The following is a 16,679-nucleotide window of genomic DNA, read 5'->3' as shown; positions in this document are numbered from 1 at the left end:
GGTCGCGGCTGGGGGCATACTGGAACGTATGAGCAATGCCGATGAAACGCAACGCAAGAGCCCGCGCATTTTCCGCGGCGCGCAAGGCGACACGGATCCCGCACGCCTGCCGTGGAGCTACCGGCACGGTACGGCGCTCGCCATCACAGTCACCATCGTGAGCGCCGTCGTCGCCGCGGTGCTGGGCACCATGGCCCATCGCGCCGGGCTGCGCCACAACATTCCCTACGGCTTGGTGCTCGCGCTGGCCATCATGGGGGTGTCCGCATGGAGCGCTCGCGCTCGCACCGGCGAATGGGGGCTTGCCATGCACTTCATCACGTCGCTGGCGGTGCTGATGGAACTGACCAGTTTCAATGGCGGCCGCACCTACCTGATGGTGGGCGGCACGTCGCTGTTCCCCACGTGGATCGGGCAGCAGGTCTCGTACCTGTGGCTGTATGGCGCCGCGGCGGTGCAGATCGTCATCGCCTTGCTGCCCCGCGCAGCGTTCGTCATTGAACCAAGGGAGGATTCCGTCGGCGCTGATGGTGACGCCGATGCTGACGATGACATCGATACCGCCGATGCTGATGCTGCCGCCAATGAAACCGATGAAGATGGGAACGCCGTGACGACTGACCGGGTTGCCAGCGATGCGGAAGGCGTTGCGGACGGCGATGCACGAAGCGAGGCGAGCCGCTCATGAGCCTTGCACATGCACAGCTTGACGCGCACAGCCATTCCGGCACAGGCGAGAGCCCCAATGCAGGCGAACGCCCCGGCACGAGTGGGCGCCCCGACGCTCATAGCCATGATGCTGCCGCCCGACGCACCTTGTATTACCTTGGTCCGCGCGGAACATTCACCCATCAGGCCGCCATGGCGGTGATCCCCAGGCTCACGGCCATCTGCGGCACGGCGTTCGAAGCCCAACCCGCGGACACCGCCGCGCAGATTTTCGAACACGTCGAGAACGGCGATGGATTCGGCATCGTTGCATGGGAAAACAACGTGGAAGGCTATGTGGTGCCCAACCTCGACGCATTGCTGGATGCCCGCGCGGTGCTTGGCATCGAGAGGGTGGCGGTGGATGTGAGCTTCGACGCATTCGTGCGTCCCGATCATGGCGCGCTCACCGAAGCGACCGCTCATCCGCATGGATTGGCGCAATGCTCGGGGTTCATCCGACGCAGGGGTCTGGCGATTCGCCCCGCTGATTCGAATGCTGCCGGATGCCGCGACGTCACGCGCAACCAAGTGGCGTTGGGCCCCAGCCTGTGCGGACGGCTGTATGGCTTGGAAACTTTGGAACGCGGCGTGCAGGATTTCCAAGGTGCGCGCACGGAATTCCTCGTCATCGCGCCCCGTGCCGAAGGCCATGCATACCTGCGGGCGGTGCGTGCGGCGGATGGCGACGACCCGGACGATTACGAGTCGATCCTGGGGCTTGTGCCTCTGAGTACCGGTCCTGGTGTGGTCGCCGACTTGCTGGATGTGCTGCGAGACGCGGGGTTGAACATGACGAGCTTCATCTCGCGCCCCATCAAGGGACGCGACGGCACTTACAGCTTCGTCGCTACGATTGACTCGGCGCCGTGGAAGCCGGTGTTCCGCACTATTTTGCGCGACCTGACAGGGGCCTCCACATGGGCGAAGACCCTTGCGGTGTATCCCCGGCTCACCCGGCCCAATCCGCCGGTGAGCGCGTGGATGCTCCCCGAAGGGGGTGTGGGGCCCGGCGATTATGTGGCTCTGGGAGCTGCATCGCAGGGCACTTCGGCGCCGGCAGAATCAGTGTCGGACGTATCGGCATCAGGTGCATCTGTGCCGGGTGACAAGACTTACATGACTATGAGAGAGGACGCCGCAATCAAGGCGGAGGAGGAATTGCTGTGGAAGTGATCGTGGACGGGCTGAACAAGGACCTTTCCACCCTGAGCGTGGGCATCGCCGGACTGGGGCTGATCGGGGGATCTCTCGCCCGGCGTTTTGCGCAGGCGGGTGTGCGCACGCTCGCCTGGAACCATCACGACACCCCGTATGCCGATGCGCGCGCCGCGGGCATCGAATGTGTCGATTCCCTTGAGGACCTCGCCATGTCCGGCGTTGATGTGTTGTTTCTGTGCACGCCGCTGCGGGCGATGGAAGACATGCTGGACGTGATTGCCCCGCACATTCCGCCGGCGACGACGCTCAGCGACGTGGGTAGCGTGAAGACGCGCGTGCACGATGCAGTGGTGGCGGCGGGATTGGGTCGCCAGTACGTGGGCGCGCATCCGATGGCGGGCTCCGAATTCTCCGGATTCCAGTCGTCGAGCGCCGCATTGCTGGATTCGGCGCTGTGGGCGATCACCTTCGACGACACCACCGACTACCTGCGCTATCTGCTCATGGCGCGCATCATCACCGACACCTTGGGCAACACGTTCATCGGTTTGGACAATGCCACGCATGACGCGGCGGCCGCGACCATCAGCCACATGCCGCATGTCGTGGCGACGGCGATGGTGAACCTTTTGCAGGATTCGCCCGAATGCAACGTGGCGGCGGCATTGTCAGCGGGTTCATGGCGCGATATGACGCGCGTGGCGCTCACCGATCCCGACCGCACGCAGGCGATGGTGGAAGAGAACCCCGCGAACGTCGCCGCGCTGGTGCGCGAGATGGCGCAAAGGCTCACCGATGTGGCGGATTTGCTCGATGACCCTGACAACCATGGGCTTGAACTCACCGGATTCTTCCGCAAAGCCGACCCCTACCGCCGGTTCAAACAGGCGCAGCGTGATGGACGGCCGATGGATTCGGACGAACTGACGGTGACATCGCGCTCCTGGCGTCATGAACTCGTCGAATCCGCACGCCGTGGCGAGCGCATCACGCGTGTGCGGGGCATCCGCGCATTCGACGTGCAGTGGCAGCACGTGGACGACTGATTTCGTCCCGTCTTCGTCCCGTCTTCGTCCCGTCTTCGCTCCGTCTTCCCATAGCCTTGGGCTCCGTAGGCCAGGGTTTGACTCGTCCGTCAGAAGCGGTGCGCGCGCCGCTCGGGAATGGGCTTGAGTCGCACGATGGAGGAGGCGTCGATGGTGACCTGCGCGGCGGGGCGGCGTCCGTCCGCGGAGGGATCGCGGTCCAGCACGAGCGTCGTGCCGTTCCACGAGACCACGTGCCCTAGGAAGTCGCGGTAGGTGCGCCGTCCCGTGCGTTCGTCGATTCCTGCGTCCGTGCGCACGACGATGCGCGCGCCCTGCGGTATCGTCGCCGGAAGCGGGGGATGTGGTTGAGGCGTATCTTCGAAAGAAGTCATGTAGCTCACGATAGGAGGAACGCGGCATGAATGCATCCAATGTGCCCAGTGGACGCAGCGGATTCAGTGGCCCCAGTGGATCCAGTGGACGCAGCGGGCGTATCCCGCCCACGCAGCGCATTCGGGTCATGGAGCAGATGCCGCCTACGCAGCGCATTCCGGTGGCGGGGCGGTTGGCGGACACGCAGCCCCTGTCGGTTCAGCGGGGGCTGGCGGATGCCGATGCCGCGCTGGACTCGTTCCTGGCCTATCAAAGAATCAATAAGGGGCTGTCGGCCAATACGATCAAGTCGTATTCCTCGGACATCGGCGCGTGCCTTGACGCATTGGAATCCCAAGGGGTGCGTGCCTTGGGCGACGTCACGCTCGACGATCTGCGCACGTGGATCGCGTCCGAGGCTGGTGACCATGCCAAATCAAGCATGGCGCGCAAAATCGTGGCGGTGAGATCCTTCTTCGAATATTGCGCGGTGCATGGCATCATCGCATCCGATCCGGCGCAGAGCCTCACCACGCCCAAGCTGCCGCAGACGCTGCCTGCGGTGCTCACGCCGGAGCAGGCGCGCGCGATGATGGATGCCGCGGATGCGCGCGCCGCCCAAGCCGAACGAATTGCACAAGCCGAAGACACCGCGCAGGCAGGAAACCCACGGTCGGGCAGTGTCAGGCAGGCAGGCAGTGTCAGGCGGGCGGGGCATGACGCGTCTCGTTCAAAGGGTGGTACGACGGCGGTCGCCCGGACCGCTGAGCTTGAGGAAGCGATCGAAGTGCGGGACGCGGCGATCGTCGAGGTGCTCTATGCCACGGGGATTCGAGTCGCCGAACTTGTGTCACTCGACATCGCCGACATTGACTTCTCGCAACGCACGATGCGCGTGACAGGCAAAGGCAACAAGACGCGCGTCGTGCCTTTCGGAGCGCCCGCCGCCCGCGCCTTGCAGGAATGGTTGGACACGGGGCGTCCGCTCATCGCCGCGCACGCCGGCAACGCCGGCAACGGCAGCCAGAACCCCCAGAACATCCGGAGCCCCCGGAGCCCCAAGGGCGAGCGCACGGCCAAGGCGACGGATGCCCGCAATGCCGTGTTCCTAGGCGCACGGGGAGGTCGTCTCAACCAACGGCAGGCGCGAGAGGCCGTGCACAAGGCGGCGCAACAGGCGCATGTGCCTGACGTGTCGCCCCACGCGCTGCGGCATTCGGCAGCCACGCATCTGTTGAGCGGGGGAGCGGATCTGCGCGAAGTGCAGGAGTTGCTCGGCCATTCGTCGCTGCGCACCACGCAGCGCTACACGCACGTCTCCATCGACCAATTGCGTGCCACCTACCGGCAGGCATTCCCCCGCGCTTGATTTCATATCACTGCGTTCGGGTACGCCCCGTGGTAGGTTGACACAACGTTATATCTGGCGAAAATCCAGATGCCGGTGAGACCGGCTTGGCGCATGCGGCGAGACGAAAGCGGCGTGCGCACCGAGGTTTGCGGGCCAAGGCAGCGCCAAGGCATGCAAACAGAGGCTTGCAGGAGGAGAATATGCGCTTGCGTTCCAAGCTTGTCGCAGCGGCCGCTTGTGTCATGGCCATCATTTTGCCCTTGGGAGCGTGTTCCGGATCGCAATCCGCGTCGCGCGACGACGGCAAGATGATCATCAGCTACTATGCCAGCGAACCGCAGAACCCGCTCATTCCAGGCGATACGAACGAGACGGGCGGCGGTCACGTCATCACGATGCTGTATGCGGGGCTTGTGGGATACGACAAGGACGGAAATCCCGTCAACGAAGTTGCCAAGTCCATCACGCCCCAAAAAGACAACACGGTGTTCGACATCGTGCTCAACGACGACTGGACGTTCACCGACGGCACGCCTGTCACGGCGCAATCCTTCACCAAGGCGTGGAGCTACACCGCCAATGCCACGAACGCGCAGATGGAGGCGAGCTTCTTCGCGCCCATCAAGGGCTATGACAAGCTCCAGAGCGGCAATGAGCCCTCGGACGAGCAGCTGGAAGGCCTCAAGGTCATCTCGGACTACGAGTTCACGGTCACGCTCACCGCACCATCCTCCACGTTCCCGGTCATGCTGGGCGGCAACGCATTCTATCCGCTGCCCGAAAGCTTCTACGCCGACCCGGACGCCTATGGCAGCAACCCGGTGGGCAACGGCCCCTACAAGTTCGTGTCGTGGACCCACAACCAGGACATCCTCGTCGAACGCAACGATTCCTACCATGGCGCGTTCCCCGCGAAGAACGACGGCATTGACTTCGTGATCTACACGGACATCGACACCGCGTACTCCGACGTGCAGGCCGGCAACCTCGACTTGCTCGACGCGATTCCCTCGTCATCCGCGGTCACGTTCCAATACGACCCGACCGTGCAGGCGGTCAACAACCCCGGTTCCGTCATCCAGACGTTCACGTTCCCCTCCGACATGCCGCATTTCGGCAATGACGAAGAAGGGCACCTGCGCCGCCAGGCGGTGTCGATGGCGATCAACCGCGACACCCTGTGCAAGAAGATCCTCGGCGGCACAGCGACGCCCGCCACAGACTTCCTATCGCCGGTCACCCCCGGGTATTCCACCAGCCTCCAGGGGGCGGACGTGCTCTCGTACAACCCCGACAAGGCGCGCGAACTGTGGGACGAAGCGAACGCCATCAACCCGTGGGACAACGACACCGACGTGCTCAAGTTCAGCTACAACGCCGACAACAACGCCGCCAAGAGCCTGTATGAGGCGGTGGCGCACTTCATCTCCAACAACCTGGGCATCAACGCCACCACGAACCCGATCGCCACGTTCTCGGAATTCCGCAAGGAAGTCACCGACCGTCAGCTCAAGACACCGTTCCGCACCGGATGGCAGCCGGATTACCCCGCCGCCGACAACTACCTCGTGCAGCTGTATGATTCCGCCGCGGCGGACGGCAACGGTTCGAACGACGGCGATTACAAGAACCCCGACTTCGACGCGCTCATGGACAAGGCCGCGCAGGCATCGTCCGTCGACGAAGCCAACAAGTACTACCAGCAGGGCGAGGAATTGTTGCTCAAGGACCTTCCCGCCGTGCCCCTGTATTACGCCAACGCCGCGATGGTCAGCGCGATAGGCGTGAACAACGTCGAGACGAACTGGATGAACATGCCGGTTCTGCAGGACGTTACGAAAGACGTCACGAAGGAGTAGCAACGCATGGGAAAGTACATTGCACGGCGCATCCTGCAGATGATCCCGGTGGTCATCGGCACGACGCTGCTCATCTACGCGCTGGTGTTCGCGCTGCCGGGCGACCCGGTCACCGCAATGTTCGGCGAGAAGCCGGTCAATGACGCGGTGCGCGAGCAGATCCGCCAGGAATACAACCTCGACAAGCCGTTCATCGTCCAGTACGTGCTGTTCCTCAAGAACGCGCTCACGCTCAACTTCGGCATGACGTTCTCCGGCAGGCCCGTCATCGACGTGATCGGCGAGGCGTTCCCCGTCACGATCCGCCTGGCGCTCATGGCGTTCGTTTTCGAAGGCGTGTTCGGCATCATCTTCGGCATCATCGCCGGCTTGAAGAAAGGCACGTGGGGCGATTCGGTCATCCTCATCGTCTCGCTGCTGCTCATCTCCGTGCCGACGTTCGTCACCGGCTTCGTCTTCCAGTACCTGTTCGGCGTCAAGTGGGGCATCCTGCCCGTCACCGCCGGACGCAACCCCGGGTTCCTTGACCTGCTCATGCCGGCGTGCGTGCTCGGATCGGTGTCGATGGCATACATCATCCGCCTCACGCGCACGGAAGTGGCCTCCAACAAGACGGCGGACTACGTGCGCACCGCACGCGCCAAGGGCATGTCGAACCGCGCCGTCACCATGCGCCACATCCTGCGCAACTCCCTGATCCCCGTCGTCACCTATTTGGGCGCGGACCTGGGAAGCCTCATGGGCGGCGCCATGATCACCGAGCGCATCTTCAACATCCAGGGCGTGGGCAACACGCTGTGGCAGGCGATCCTGCGCGGCGAAGGCACGCTCGTCGTCTCCATCGTCACGCTGCTCGTGCTCGTGTTCGTCGTTTGCAATTTGATCGTCGACCTTCTGTACGCGGTGCTCGATCCGCGCATCCGGTACGCGTGAGAGGAGGAGTACCCATGACCGACACCACGTCATCCCAATCCGCATCCCAATCCGCCAAGGCACAGGCCCTGCGCACGCTTCCTGGCCAGGAACGCTATGTGGCACCCGCCGATGAAACGCCGCTGCAAGCGGTTGACAGCATCGACGAATCCGCGCCCGCCACCAGCATGTGGGCGGAAGCCTGGCGCACGCTGCGACGCAACCCGCTGTTCATCATCGCCGCCGTGCTCATCCTGCTCGTGCTGCTCGTGGCGCTCTTCCCCACGCTGTTCACCAAAGGCGACCCCACGTACTGCGACCTTGAGCATTCGCTCGATCCCAGCGGCCCGGGCCATCCCTTCGGCTACGACCTGCAAGGCTGCGACGTCTACACGCGCACCGTCTATGGCACGCGCGCCTCGCTGTCCGTGGGCGTGCTCACCACGCTGCTCGTCGTCGTGGCGGGCGGGCTGATCGGAGCGCTCGCCGGCTACTTCGGCGGCTGGGTCGATGCGCTGCTCAGCCGCATCACCGACATCTTCTACGCCATCCCGCTGCTGCTGGGCGCCATCGTCGTGCTCCAGATGTTCCGCACGTCGGAATCCATCTGGAAGGTCGTGCTCGTGCTCGCGCTGTTCGGATGGGTGTCGGTGGCACGCATCACGCGAAGCTCCGTCATGGAAGCCAAGAACCTCGAGTTCAACACCGCCTCCCGGGCGCTCGGCGCATCCCGCGTACGCAACCTGTTCCGCCATGTCATCCCCAACTCCCTGGCGCCGGTCATCGTCGTCGCCACCACGTCGCTGGGCACATACATCGTCTCGGAAGCCACGTTGAGCTTCCTGGGCATCGGCCTGCCCAGCACCGTCGTCAGCTGGGGCGGCGACATCTCCGCCGCACAGAACCTGCTGCGCGTCGACCCGGCCGTGCTGTTCTGGCCGTCGCTGGCGCTCGCCATCACCGTGCTGTCGTTCATCATGATGGGCGACGCGGTGAGGGATGCGCTCGACCCCAAGAGCCGCACGCTGTGAAGCCTTTTGCTGATTCATTGCAGACCATCACGTTGAGGAACGTTAAGGACGAATCATGACCGACACCACTTCGCACAATCCCGCGGATCAGCACACCCGCGAGCACGACAGCCACGGCGTGCAAGGCGTGCAAGGCGCACAGGAGCAAACCCCCGAGCCGCTGCTCGAAGTCAAGGACCTTCAGGTCCAGTTCACCACGAGCGCCGGCACGGTCACCGCCGTGCGCGACTCCAGCTTCACCGTGTATCCAGGCCAGTGGGTGGCCATCGTGGGCGAGTCCGGATCGGGCAAGTCCACGTCCGCCATGTCCGTCATCGGCCTGTTGCCCGGCACCGGCCGCGTCACCGGCGGCAGCATCCGCCTGCAGGGCGAGGACATCACGCACGCCAGCGCCAAGCAGCTCGAACAGATCCGAGGCAGGCGCATCGGACTCGTGCCGCAGGACCCGATGAGCAACCTCAACCCCGTGTGGCGCATCGGCACGCAGGTGAAGGAAGCCATCGAAGCCAACGGCATGAGCGTCAAGCGCGAGAAGCGCTCTGCGCTCGTCCAGGGCATCGCTGGTGCTGAAGGTGCGCCGGCGGGGCAGGACCAGGCGGACGACGAGCTGTTCCTTGGCTCCGTGCAGCGCCCTGCACTCATGGACGCCGCACGCGCAGCCGTGCGCGCCGCGAACCCCGATGCCACGGATGCCGACATCGACCACGTGATGGCAGGTTTCGACGCCGAATGGGACGCCGGCTCCATCACGCGCGGCGCCGTTGTGCGCGACCTTGCCAAGCATGGCGTGGCGCAGGCCGATGCCCGCGCCATCGGCGACAAGTATGTGCTGGGCGCCACGATGAACGACCGCATCGCCGGACTGCTTACCGAGGCGGGGCTTCCCGACGCTGCGGTGCGGGCACGCCAATACCCGCACGAGTTCTCCGGCGGCATGCGCCAGCGCGTGCTCATCGCCATGGGCCTTGCCGGCAGGCCGGACCTGCTCATCGCCGACGAACCGACGTCCGCGCTGGACGTGACCGTGCAAAAGCGCATCCTCGACCATCTGCATGACCTCACGGATTCGCTGGGCACCGCCGTTCTGTTCATCACGCATGATCTGGGTCTCGCCGCGGAGCGCGCCCAGCACATCGTCGTCATGTATAAGGGGCAGGTCGTCGAATCCGGCCCCAGCCTCGACGTGCTCCAGCATCCGCGCCATCCCTACACGAAGCGTCTCGTGGCGGCGGCTCCCTCGCTTGCCTCGCAGCGCATCATCTCCGCGCACAGCAGGGGAGACGACGCGGCTGCGGATGCGTCGATGGACCATGAGGCCAAGGACGCTTCCGAGCTCGCCCAGGCCCGTCCGGTCATCGAAGTGAAGAACCTGGTCAAGGAATTCCGCCTGCCGCGCCGCAAGGAGATGTTCCGCGCCGTCGACGACGTGTCGTTCACCGTGCGCCGCGGCACCACATGCGCCATCGTGGGCGAATCAGGGTCGGGCAAGTCCACCGTCGCCAACATGGTGCTCCACCTGCTCGAGCCCACGAGCGGCACCGTGCTGTATGAAGGCCGCGACATCAGCGGATTCGACAAGAAGCAGTTGCTGGAATTCCGCCGTCACGTGCAGCCGGTGTTCCAGAATCCTTATGGTTCGCTCGACCCGATGTATTCGATCTACCGTTCCATCGAGGAGCCGCTGCGCATCCACCATATCGGCGACCGCAAGTCTCGTCTGGCGCGCGTCAAGGAACTGCTCGACATGGTGCAGCTGCCGCAGGCCACGATGAGCCGTTACCCCAACGAGCTTTCCGGCGGCCAGCGCCAGCGCATCGCCATCGCACGCGCCATGGCGCTCAACCCGGACGTGATCGTGTGCGATGAAGCGGTCTCCGCCCTCGACGTGCTCGTGCAGGACCAGGTGCTGCGCTTGCTCAACGACCTGCAGGCCGAACAAGGGCTGAGCTACCTGTTCATCACGCACGACCTCGCCGTCGTGCGCCAGATCGCCGACGACGTGGTCGTCATGCAGCACGGCAAGCTCGTGGAACACGCGACCACCGACGAGGTGTTCGGCAATCCGAAGACCGCCTACACGCGCGCCTTGCTTGACGCCATCCCCGGTGGCAAGCTGAAACTTGGCCTGGACTGACACACTGACACGTTGACGAATCCGGCGGCGCAGGCCGGTAAGGAGACACCATGATCGACATCACGACGTCCAATCTCAACGGCATCCGTGCCGCGCGGCGCAAAGGCTTCGAAAACTGGGCGAGCGAGCACACCCCCGACGTGTGGTGCATGCAGGAGGTACGCGCGCCCCAGACGGAGATCGACCCGATCTTCGACGCGCTCGCGGTGGATTACGCCGACGCCGGCAAGATCGATGCGCCCGCGCGCCTCGAACGCATGGACGAGGTGTGCCGCATCAAAGGCCGCGCCGGCGTGGGACTGCTCACGACGCTTCCCGTCAAGGAACGCCGCTACGGTCTGCCAGGGCTTACCGAGGACGTGGATTCCGGCCGTTGGATCGAAGAGGACGTCACGACCCCGCAAGGCTACACGATCACCGTCGTGTGCGTGTATGTGCACGCCGGCCAAGCGGAGGACGAGACGAAGATGACGCAGAAATACCGCTTCCTCGACACCATGCTCACCCGCATGGGGCAGCTGCGCGACGAAGCGGCGCACGGCGGCAGGCAGTGCGTGCTGTGCGGCGACTTCAACATCGCCCACACCGAGCTCGACATCGCCCGTCCCAAGGCCAACATCGATCATTCCGGATTCCTGCCCGCCGAACGCGCCTATGTCGACAAGTGGCTGGACGAGCTTGAGTTCGTTGACGTGATGCGCGCGCTCGCCGGCGACATACAGGGGCCATACACCTGGTGGAGCCAGCGCGGCAAGGCGTTCGACAACAACGTGGGGTGGCGCATCGACTACCAGTTCGCCACGCCGGAGCTCGCCGAGCAGGCGCGCGGCTTCCGCATCGACAAGGCCGACAGCTACGACACGCGCTGGTCCGACCATGCGCCGCTGACAATCCGCTACGACGTGTGAAGGCGGCGATTGCCCCCGCAACGTTCAGGATTATGTGGCACAATAGCTGTGGTCGCCGCGCCACCGGGCAGCGGCGTAAGACACATCACCATGCAAAGGAATGACAATGGGACTTTTCGGTTTCGGAAAGAAGAAGCACAAGGCAAGCGACGAGGATGCCGCTGCTCAGGAATCCGACGAGACGCAGGCCAAGGACGCTGACTCCACTGAAGCCGAGGATGCCCAGGCTGCGGACGCCGCCGAAGCCCCGGCCGATGAGGCACAGGACGCCGCGGCCGATGAGGACGTCGCAGCCGAAGCCGACGCCGATGAGGCTGGTGACATCGACCTCACCCAAGGTCCGTGGGATTATGACGACGAAGGCATCGACCCCGACGACGATGACCGTTACATCTCGTTCGGCTCCATGTTCCTGCCGCTCGTGGAAGGCCTGACGATCCGCGCCAAGCGCTCGCAGGATCCGCAGTCTCCCAGCCCTCTCGAATCCATCACCGTGCAGCTGGGCGACGGCGCCATCGAGATCGTGCCGTTCGCCGCTCCCAAGACGCTGGGCCTGTGGGACGATATGTCGGATGAGCTTCTCGACGCCAACAAGAGCGCGAAGGTCCAGGAAGGTCGTTTCGGCGACGAGGTGATGCTGCCGGTTGCTGTCAAGGGAAAGACCATGATGACCCGTATCGTGGGCGTGGACGGTCCCCGGTGGCTGCTGCGCGGCATCTTCACGGGTGACGCTGCCGACGGCGAAAGCGACAACAAGAAGGCGCTCGAGGATTATTTCGCGCAGATCATCGTGCGCCGCGGCGACGCGCCGCTCGCCCCGCGCGACATCATCCCGATTCTGCCTCCCAAGACCGCTGCTCAGCGTCGTGCCGATGCTGCCGCCGCGGCGAAGGCAGCCAAGAAGAAGTCCGAGATCAAGGACGACACCGACGTGCCGCAGAGCTACGACCAGTCGCACAAGGTACAGACGACGCTGCGCCGCGGCCCGATGTTCTCCGAAATGCGCTGAACGCTCATGGCAGATGAACCTTCGCGCACCCCCATGCTGGGTGAGTGCCCTGAAGCGGTGGACGCCAGCACCACGGATTCCGCTGGTGCAGCTGGTGCCGCTGATGCTTCAGGACGCCGTTCGGGCATAGCCTCGCTCGCTTCCGAGGATTTCAGCGTCATCGATTCCATCGGTGGGGTGCGCGGCGTCATCGAATCCGTGCTGCCCAGCCTGGTGTTCCTCGTGGTGTTCCTCGCCACGCGGGACTTGGCGCTCACGGTGAAGGTGTGCGGGGCGCTGTGCGCCCTCGAAGTGCTGGCGCGCCTTGCGCAACGACAGACCATTGCAGGCGCGCTGTCAGGCGTCGTCATGATGCTCATCTGCCTGTATGCGGCATACAAAAGCAACGATGCGCGCAACTATTACCTGCCCGGATGCATCATCAACGCCGTGTGGGCGGTGGTGCTGCTCGCCAGCCAGGCGTTCCGCGCCCCGGGGATCGGTCTCATCGTCGAATTCGTGCGGCGACCCCCGGCGGACGGGCTGCGCGCCTGGTACCGCGCGTGGCATGGGGATGCTGCGTTGCTGCGCGCCTACACCATCGCCACATGGGTGTGGATCGCCATGTTCGTGGTGCGCGATGCATTCCAGGTGCCCTTGTATTTCAGCGGGAACGTGGGTGTGCTCGGCACCGTGACCCTTGTGCTTGGCGTGCCGCTCTTCGCCTTGGTGTGCTGGGTGTCGTACCTGATCATCGGCACCCCGTTGCATGAGCATCGCGAGCGGGAAAGCGAGAGGGATTCCGAAGTCAAGGGGACTGGGCACGGGGCTGAGGAATCCGGGCGCGAGTCCGAGGAATCCAAGGAGCCCGAAGATTCTGAAGGCCGCAAGGATTCGACAGATTCCAGAGGTGTGGAAGAACCCCGGGATCTGTGACGAACAGTTGCCAGCAGATTGAATAGACAGTAGGAGAGAAGGACGGAGATTCGCATGGACGTTGAAATGACGATTGAACGTTATGCCGACCAAGGCCGCTGTGTGGGGCATGTGGATGGGCGCGTCGTGTTCGTGCGCTTCGCCCTGCCGGGTGAGAAGGTGCGCGTCACCCTTGACGAACCGCATGACCGCGCCGACCGTTTCTGGACCGGCGAGGTCACCGAGGTGCTCGAGGCGAGCCCTGAGCGTGTGCAGCCCGCGTGGCCGCTCGCCGGCCCCATCGCACAGGGCGGGGGAGTCGGCGGCGCCGATCTCATCCATGTGTCGCTGCCGGGGCAGCTCGCATGGAAGAAATCCGTCATCGACGACCAGATGAAACGCCTGGGGCATGTGGACACCGACGTGCAGGTGGTGCGTGCTCCCGGCGACGAGGCGAAGGGCGGGCTTCACTGGCGCACCCGCATCGAACTCATCGCCGACGAGGAAGGCATGCCTTCCATGCGCCGTCGCGGCAGCCATGTGCGCGTGCCCATTGATGACATGCCGCTGGCCACCGAAACCCTGCTCGACGTGGCGGAGCAGACCAAACTGTGGCAGGGTGGGTTCGAACCCGGCAGCCAGATTCGCGTGGTGGCGCCCGAACCCAGGGAAGGGGCGGGTGCGACGCCGTTTGACGCTCGCGCCACGGCCGACGCACACCGCACTGATGCCGACGCGTCGGATTACGCCCTCATGGTCGATGGCAGGCAGCGGGACGGCCGCCGTCTGCTCACGGAGGATGTGGATGTGACGCTTCCGGGCGCTGAGAGCGCCGCGCGTTTCAGCTATTGCGTGGATTGCGGCGGCTTCTGGCAGGTGCATCGCCTGGCGCCGAACCTGCTGGTGCAGCACGTGCTTGACCTTGCGGCAACAGTGCTGCGCGGCACTACGACCGCGTGCATTTGGGATTTGTTCTCGGGCTCGGGATTGTTCACCCTGCCGCTTGCTCTGACTGCCGCCCCGCGCGTGCGCATGCTCAGCGTGGAGGGCGCTGCCAACGCCGTGCGCAATGCCCAGCGCAACCTCGATCGCTACCATGTGCGCACCGTGGATGCGCTGGTAGGGGATGTCGCGCGCACGCTGCGCACCGTCCCCTCGCGCTTGTCGCATCCTGACCTCGTGGTGCTTGATCCGCCGCGTGCCGGCGCCCGCGCCGAAGTGTGCCGTCGCATCGCCGCAGCCGCGCCTCGCGGCATCATCTACGTGGCGTGCGACCCCACCAGCTTGGCTCGCGACACCGCCACGCTCACCGCCGCCGGATACCGCTTGGCCGATATCCGCGCCTACGACATCTATCCCATGACCCATCACGTGGAGACCGTGGCGCTGTTCGCGAAGGACTGACCAGGGCCATCTTGGTCGCTGATCGATCAAGATACCGATCAAGGTACGACGCCGCGTCGCACCGCAATCAACGTTGCCATCGCCGCAGTGTCGCTGTTCTCTCTCCAATCGTCCATGATCTCCACGTTCGCAGCGACCCGGGGTTTCAAGCACACGATGGGCGTGTGTGTGGGCGTCGGCACGTGCGCCGTTATCTGCGTCATGTCAATCGTCATGGTCGTGCGCGGAGTGCGCAGGCTCAGTCGAATCAAGCGGGAACATGATGCATGAGCGGTAACGGCGAACCGGGTGCGCGGGCGATGGAATCGCCATGGCGTATCTTGACGCAATGGCGAGGATCGCCTGGTCATGCGCCGGCGAGAGACTATGCACTTTTGGTACTAAGCTGAAGGAATGTATACGAACATCTCCGTAGGCCGTCAACCAACTCCTGGAACTGACGAACAGCCTCCGATGTTCACTTCCGAGACCATCGTCACCGGAGATGCGGTAAGAACCATGAATCGGGAAGTGGGAAAGAAGACCGCCGTCAGGAGTGGCATCGCAATCATGACGGTTCTTCTGCTGATGTCAGATGCCGTTCTCGCTGCTGGAAATGGTATTGAAGGATATATTCTGATGGCGCTGGCGGTGCCGCTTGCTCTCCTACCATGGTTCTGGATAGCGCATCGGAACGGAAATGCTTGTGAGAGAAATGGCTTCATAGGACAGGTCCAGCATTTTACATTTCATCAAGACTGTTTTGAGGAACACAGTGCACAATCCGAGTACAGGATACGATATGACGAGCTGAATCATGCGCTTGAGGGGAAGCATGCCTTCTATTTTTCCATTTCCACTGGCGAGACATTCATTATCGGTAAAGAGAATGGCGAACTCAACGCATTCTTGCGGGAGCATGTTACGAGACGACAGAATGCTGCTTCCAAGGGGCTCCTCACGCTGCTCGTGGTTTCTATGACACTGACAACGGTGTTCACGAATATCGAATATAACAAGCCGGACGATGCTATTGCGGAGATGGGTGATTTCGATGATGCCTATGTTATCAGGAGCTGGGTGAATGCTCTGTACTGTTTTGTTGCTTTCCTATGGCTTGTCGTTGTGGTCTGCGGAGTGATTGCTATGATTCGAAAGAATAAGAGGAGCAACAGAAAACTGGCCGAGAAGATTATCCTGAATGGCGTAGCATGCGTTATCGCGATGGTTCTGGTGCTGGCCATCGGGGGTACGACATTCGTTTATTTCCTCAATGTTCCGGACCAGTTCCGGAATGAAAACGGTACCTATACGGTTAAAGTGCCTTCTGGTTCGGGGACCAAGGATTTACTTTATACAAGCGCGGGACCGTTCTATCTGCGTTATCTTCGCCCGATGACGGATTCCGAAGATACGGATCCGAACATCAGCGAGGAGGAATGGGAAGCGGCGCGGAATGCGGAGAATCAGACGATGCATAACGATTTAGAATCGGATGATTCTTCCTGATTTCGCAAGCCCGTATTAGCGAGACCACTTTCTTGAAAATCTGTTGTTGTTCAATCTCCTGCCGTCGTTGTTACCGATTTTTGTGAAATACACCAACCACCTTGCCAAGCGCAGGAATCCGCCCGTGAGGATGATTTTGAAGGAAGGCCGTCAGAGGAAGAATCTCACTTTGACATGTTCAGCAGGTAGTGTGCGAATGCCGAGCAGCAAAGGCTTCTTTCCTCAATCCTTTATGACCTTGGGCTTTGACGACGATAACGATATCGGTTGGTGCAACGGTTGTCGGAATCTGCATCGTATTTCCCCGATTGGAGCCGCTTGTTTTGGTAGTGCCCGAAAGGTTGCGCACTTTGGATCATGCCCGTCCATGGCGCGATGATCAGTTCGCTTCCTGCAGATTGTCATCGAGCCGGGACATGT

General features: G+C 63.1%; 15 protein-coding genes. 13 read left to right on the top strand and 2 right to left on the bottom strand.

The features are described 5' to 3' along the window. The first annotated feature begins 28 nt into the window (after positions 1 to 28). From CLV65_RS07045 to CLV65_RS07035, 3 genes are read left to right on the top strand one after another with little or no spacing between them, the layout of a single operon-like run. Positions 29 to 688: a hypothetical protein gene (locus tag CLV65_RS07045; RefSeq protein WP_094690674.1), complete on the top strand. Its 660-nt coding sequence runs from the start codon at positions 29 to 31 to the stop codon at positions 686 to 688. Beyond that, a complete protein-coding gene (locus tag CLV65_RS07040; protein WP_094690673.1) occupies positions 685 to 1,884 on the top strand; it encodes a prephenate dehydratase in 1,200 nt (399 codons plus the stop codon). The genes CLV65_RS07045 and CLV65_RS07040 overlap by 4 nt, the downstream gene beginning before the upstream one ends. Beyond that, positions 1,881 to 2,915: a prephenate dehydrogenase gene (locus CLV65_RS07035; RefSeq protein ID WP_244569109.1), complete on the top strand. Its 1,035-nt coding sequence runs from the start codon at positions 1,881 to 1,883 to the stop codon at positions 2,913 to 2,915. Before CLV65_RS07040 ends, CLV65_RS07035 begins: the two co-directional genes overlap by 4 nt. A gap of 89 nt (positions 2,916 to 3,004) precedes the next feature. Here the strand turns inward: CLV65_RS07035 and CLV65_RS07030 are convergent, their stop codons facing one another. Beyond that, complete coding sequence (locus CLV65_RS07030) at positions 3,005 to 3,289, bottom strand: DUF6725 family protein (protein WP_094690672.1); 285 nt, start codon at positions 3,287 to 3,289, stop codon at positions 3,005 to 3,007. Between the two features lie 26 nt (positions 3,290 to 3,315). Here CLV65_RS07030 and CLV65_RS07025 point away from each other — a divergent pair, with 26 nt between their 5' ends. The 9 genes from CLV65_RS07025 to CLV65_RS06985 all read left to right on the top strand — a co-directional run bounded on the left by CLV65_RS07025 (position 3,316) and on the right by CLV65_RS06985 (position 14,771). Further along, on the top strand, positions 3,316 to 4,638 hold the full coding sequence (locus CLV65_RS07025) for a tyrosine recombinase XerC (protein WP_244569089.1): 1,323 nt from the start codon (positions 3,316 to 3,318) through the stop codon (positions 4,636 to 4,638). A 182-nt stretch (positions 4,639 to 4,820) separates the two neighbouring features. Further along, the gene (locus tag CLV65_RS07020; RefSeq protein WP_094690671.1) at positions 4,821 to 6,479 is read left to right on the top strand and encodes a peptide ABC transporter substrate-binding protein; all 1,659 of its coding nucleotides are present in this window, start codon (positions 4,821 to 4,823) and stop codon (positions 6,477 to 6,479) included. Between the two features lie 6 nt (positions 6,480 to 6,485). Further along, positions 6,486 to 7,412 (top strand): ABC transporter permease, encoded by a 927-nt coding sequence (locus CLV65_RS07015; RefSeq protein ID WP_094690670.1) that lies wholly within the window; start codon positions 6,486 to 6,488, stop codon positions 7,410 to 7,412. A 14-nt stretch (positions 7,413 to 7,426) separates the two neighbouring features. Then, on the top strand, positions 7,427 to 8,422 hold the full coding sequence (locus CLV65_RS07010) for an ABC transporter permease (RefSeq protein WP_094690669.1): 996 nt from the start codon (positions 7,427 to 7,429) through the stop codon (positions 8,420 to 8,422). Between the two features lie 55 nt (positions 8,423 to 8,477). After that, positions 8,478 to 10,556: a dipeptide ABC transporter ATP-binding protein gene (locus CLV65_RS07005; RefSeq protein WP_094690668.1), complete on the top strand. Its 2,079-nt coding sequence runs from the start codon at positions 8,478 to 8,480 to the stop codon at positions 10,554 to 10,556. 50 nt (positions 10,557 to 10,606) lie between these two features. Further along, complete coding sequence (locus tag CLV65_RS07000; protein WP_094690667.1) at positions 10,607 to 11,464, top strand: exodeoxyribonuclease III; 858 nt, start codon at positions 10,607 to 10,609, stop codon at positions 11,462 to 11,464. A 106-nt stretch (positions 11,465 to 11,570) separates the two neighbouring features. Next, entirely contained in the window at positions 11,571 to 12,473 is a 903-nt protein-coding gene (locus CLV65_RS06995; RefSeq protein ID WP_094690666.1) for a DUF3710 domain-containing protein, read from the top strand. 6 nt (positions 12,474 to 12,479) lie between these two features. Further along, a complete protein-coding gene (locus tag CLV65_RS06990) occupies positions 12,480 to 13,388 on the top strand; it encodes a DUF3159 domain-containing protein (RefSeq protein ID WP_244569088.1) in 909 nt (302 codons plus the stop codon). A 54-nt stretch (positions 13,389 to 13,442) separates the two neighbouring features. Next, entirely contained in the window at positions 13,443 to 14,771 is a 1,329-nt protein-coding gene (locus CLV65_RS06985; protein WP_094690665.1) for a class I SAM-dependent RNA methyltransferase, read from the top strand. Positions 14,772 to 14,809: 38 nt separating this feature from the next. Here the strand turns inward: CLV65_RS06985 and CLV65_RS08760 are convergent, their stop codons facing one another. Continuing rightward, complete coding sequence (locus CLV65_RS08760) at positions 14,810 to 14,974, bottom strand: hypothetical protein (protein WP_157847249.1); 165 nt, start codon at positions 14,972 to 14,974, stop codon at positions 14,810 to 14,812. A 190-nt stretch (positions 14,975 to 15,164) separates the two neighbouring features. On the opposite strand from CLV65_RS08760, the gene CLV65_RS06980 reads away from it, so the two are divergent. Then, positions 15,165 to 16,259 carry a YcxB family protein gene (locus CLV65_RS06980; protein WP_144441840.1) on the top strand — a complete coding sequence of 365 codons (1,095 nt, stop codon included), beginning with the start codon at positions 15,165 to 15,167 and terminating at the stop codon, positions 16,257 to 16,259. Positions 16,260 to 16,679: the final 420 nt, after the last annotated feature.

The organism is Pseudoscardovia suis (assembly GCF_002797875.1).
Taxonomy (GTDB): domain Bacteria; phylum Actinomycetota; class Actinomycetes; order Actinomycetales; family Bifidobacteriaceae; genus Pseudoscardovia; species Pseudoscardovia suis.
The sequence above is the reverse complement of the archived record's forward strand: the minus strand, read 5'-3'. Positions and strand labels throughout refer to the sequence as shown.

What these genes read in the sequence shown, in the direction of transcription:
- CLV65_RS07045 (WP_094690674.1), top strand. Translation starts at nt 29, where the DNA reads ATGAGCAATGCCGATGAAACGCAACGCAAGAGCCCGCGCATTTTCCGC.
- CLV65_RS07040 (WP_094690673.1), top strand. Translation starts at nt 685, where the DNA reads ATGAGCCTTGCACATGCACAGCTTGACGCGCACAGCCATTCCGGCACA.
- CLV65_RS07030 (WP_094690672.1), bottom strand. Translation starts at nt 3,289, where the DNA reads ATGACTTCTTTCGAAGATACGCCTCAACCACATCCCCCGCTTCCGGCG.
- CLV65_RS07025 (WP_244569089.1), top strand. Translation starts at nt 3,316, where the DNA reads ATGAATGCATCCAATGTGCCCAGTGGACGCAGCGGATTCAGTGGCCCC.
- CLV65_RS07020 (WP_094690671.1), top strand. Translation starts at nt 4,821, where the DNA reads ATGCGCTTGCGTTCCAAGCTTGTCGCAGCGGCCGCTTGTGTCATGGCC.
- CLV65_RS07015 (WP_094690670.1), top strand. Translation starts at nt 6,486, where the DNA reads ATGGGAAAGTACATTGCACGGCGCATCCTGCAGATGATCCCGGTGGTC.
- CLV65_RS07010 (WP_094690669.1), top strand. Translation starts at nt 7,427, where the DNA reads ATGACCGACACCACGTCATCCCAATCCGCATCCCAATCCGCCAAGGCA.
- CLV65_RS07005 (WP_094690668.1), top strand. Translation starts at nt 8,478, where the DNA reads ATGACCGACACCACTTCGCACAATCCCGCGGATCAGCACACCCGCGAG.
- CLV65_RS07000 (WP_094690667.1), top strand. Translation starts at nt 10,607, where the DNA reads ATGATCGACATCACGACGTCCAATCTCAACGGCATCCGTGCCGCGCGG.
- CLV65_RS06995 (WP_094690666.1), top strand. Translation starts at nt 11,571, where the DNA reads ATGGGACTTTTCGGTTTCGGAAAGAAGAAGCACAAGGCAAGCGACGAG.
- CLV65_RS06990 (WP_244569088.1), top strand. Translation starts at nt 12,480, where the DNA reads ATGGCAGATGAACCTTCGCGCACCCCCATGCTGGGTGAGTGCCCTGAA.
- CLV65_RS06985 (WP_094690665.1), top strand. Translation starts at nt 13,443, where the DNA reads ATGGACGTTGAAATGACGATTGAACGTTATGCCGACCAAGGCCGCTGT.
- CLV65_RS08760 (WP_157847249.1), bottom strand. Translation starts at nt 14,974, where the DNA reads ATGACGCAGATAACGGCGCACGTGCCGACGCCCACACACACGCCCATC.
- CLV65_RS06980 (WP_144441840.1), top strand. Translation starts at nt 15,165, where the DNA reads ATGTATACGAACATCTCCGTAGGCCGTCAACCAACTCCTGGAACTGAC.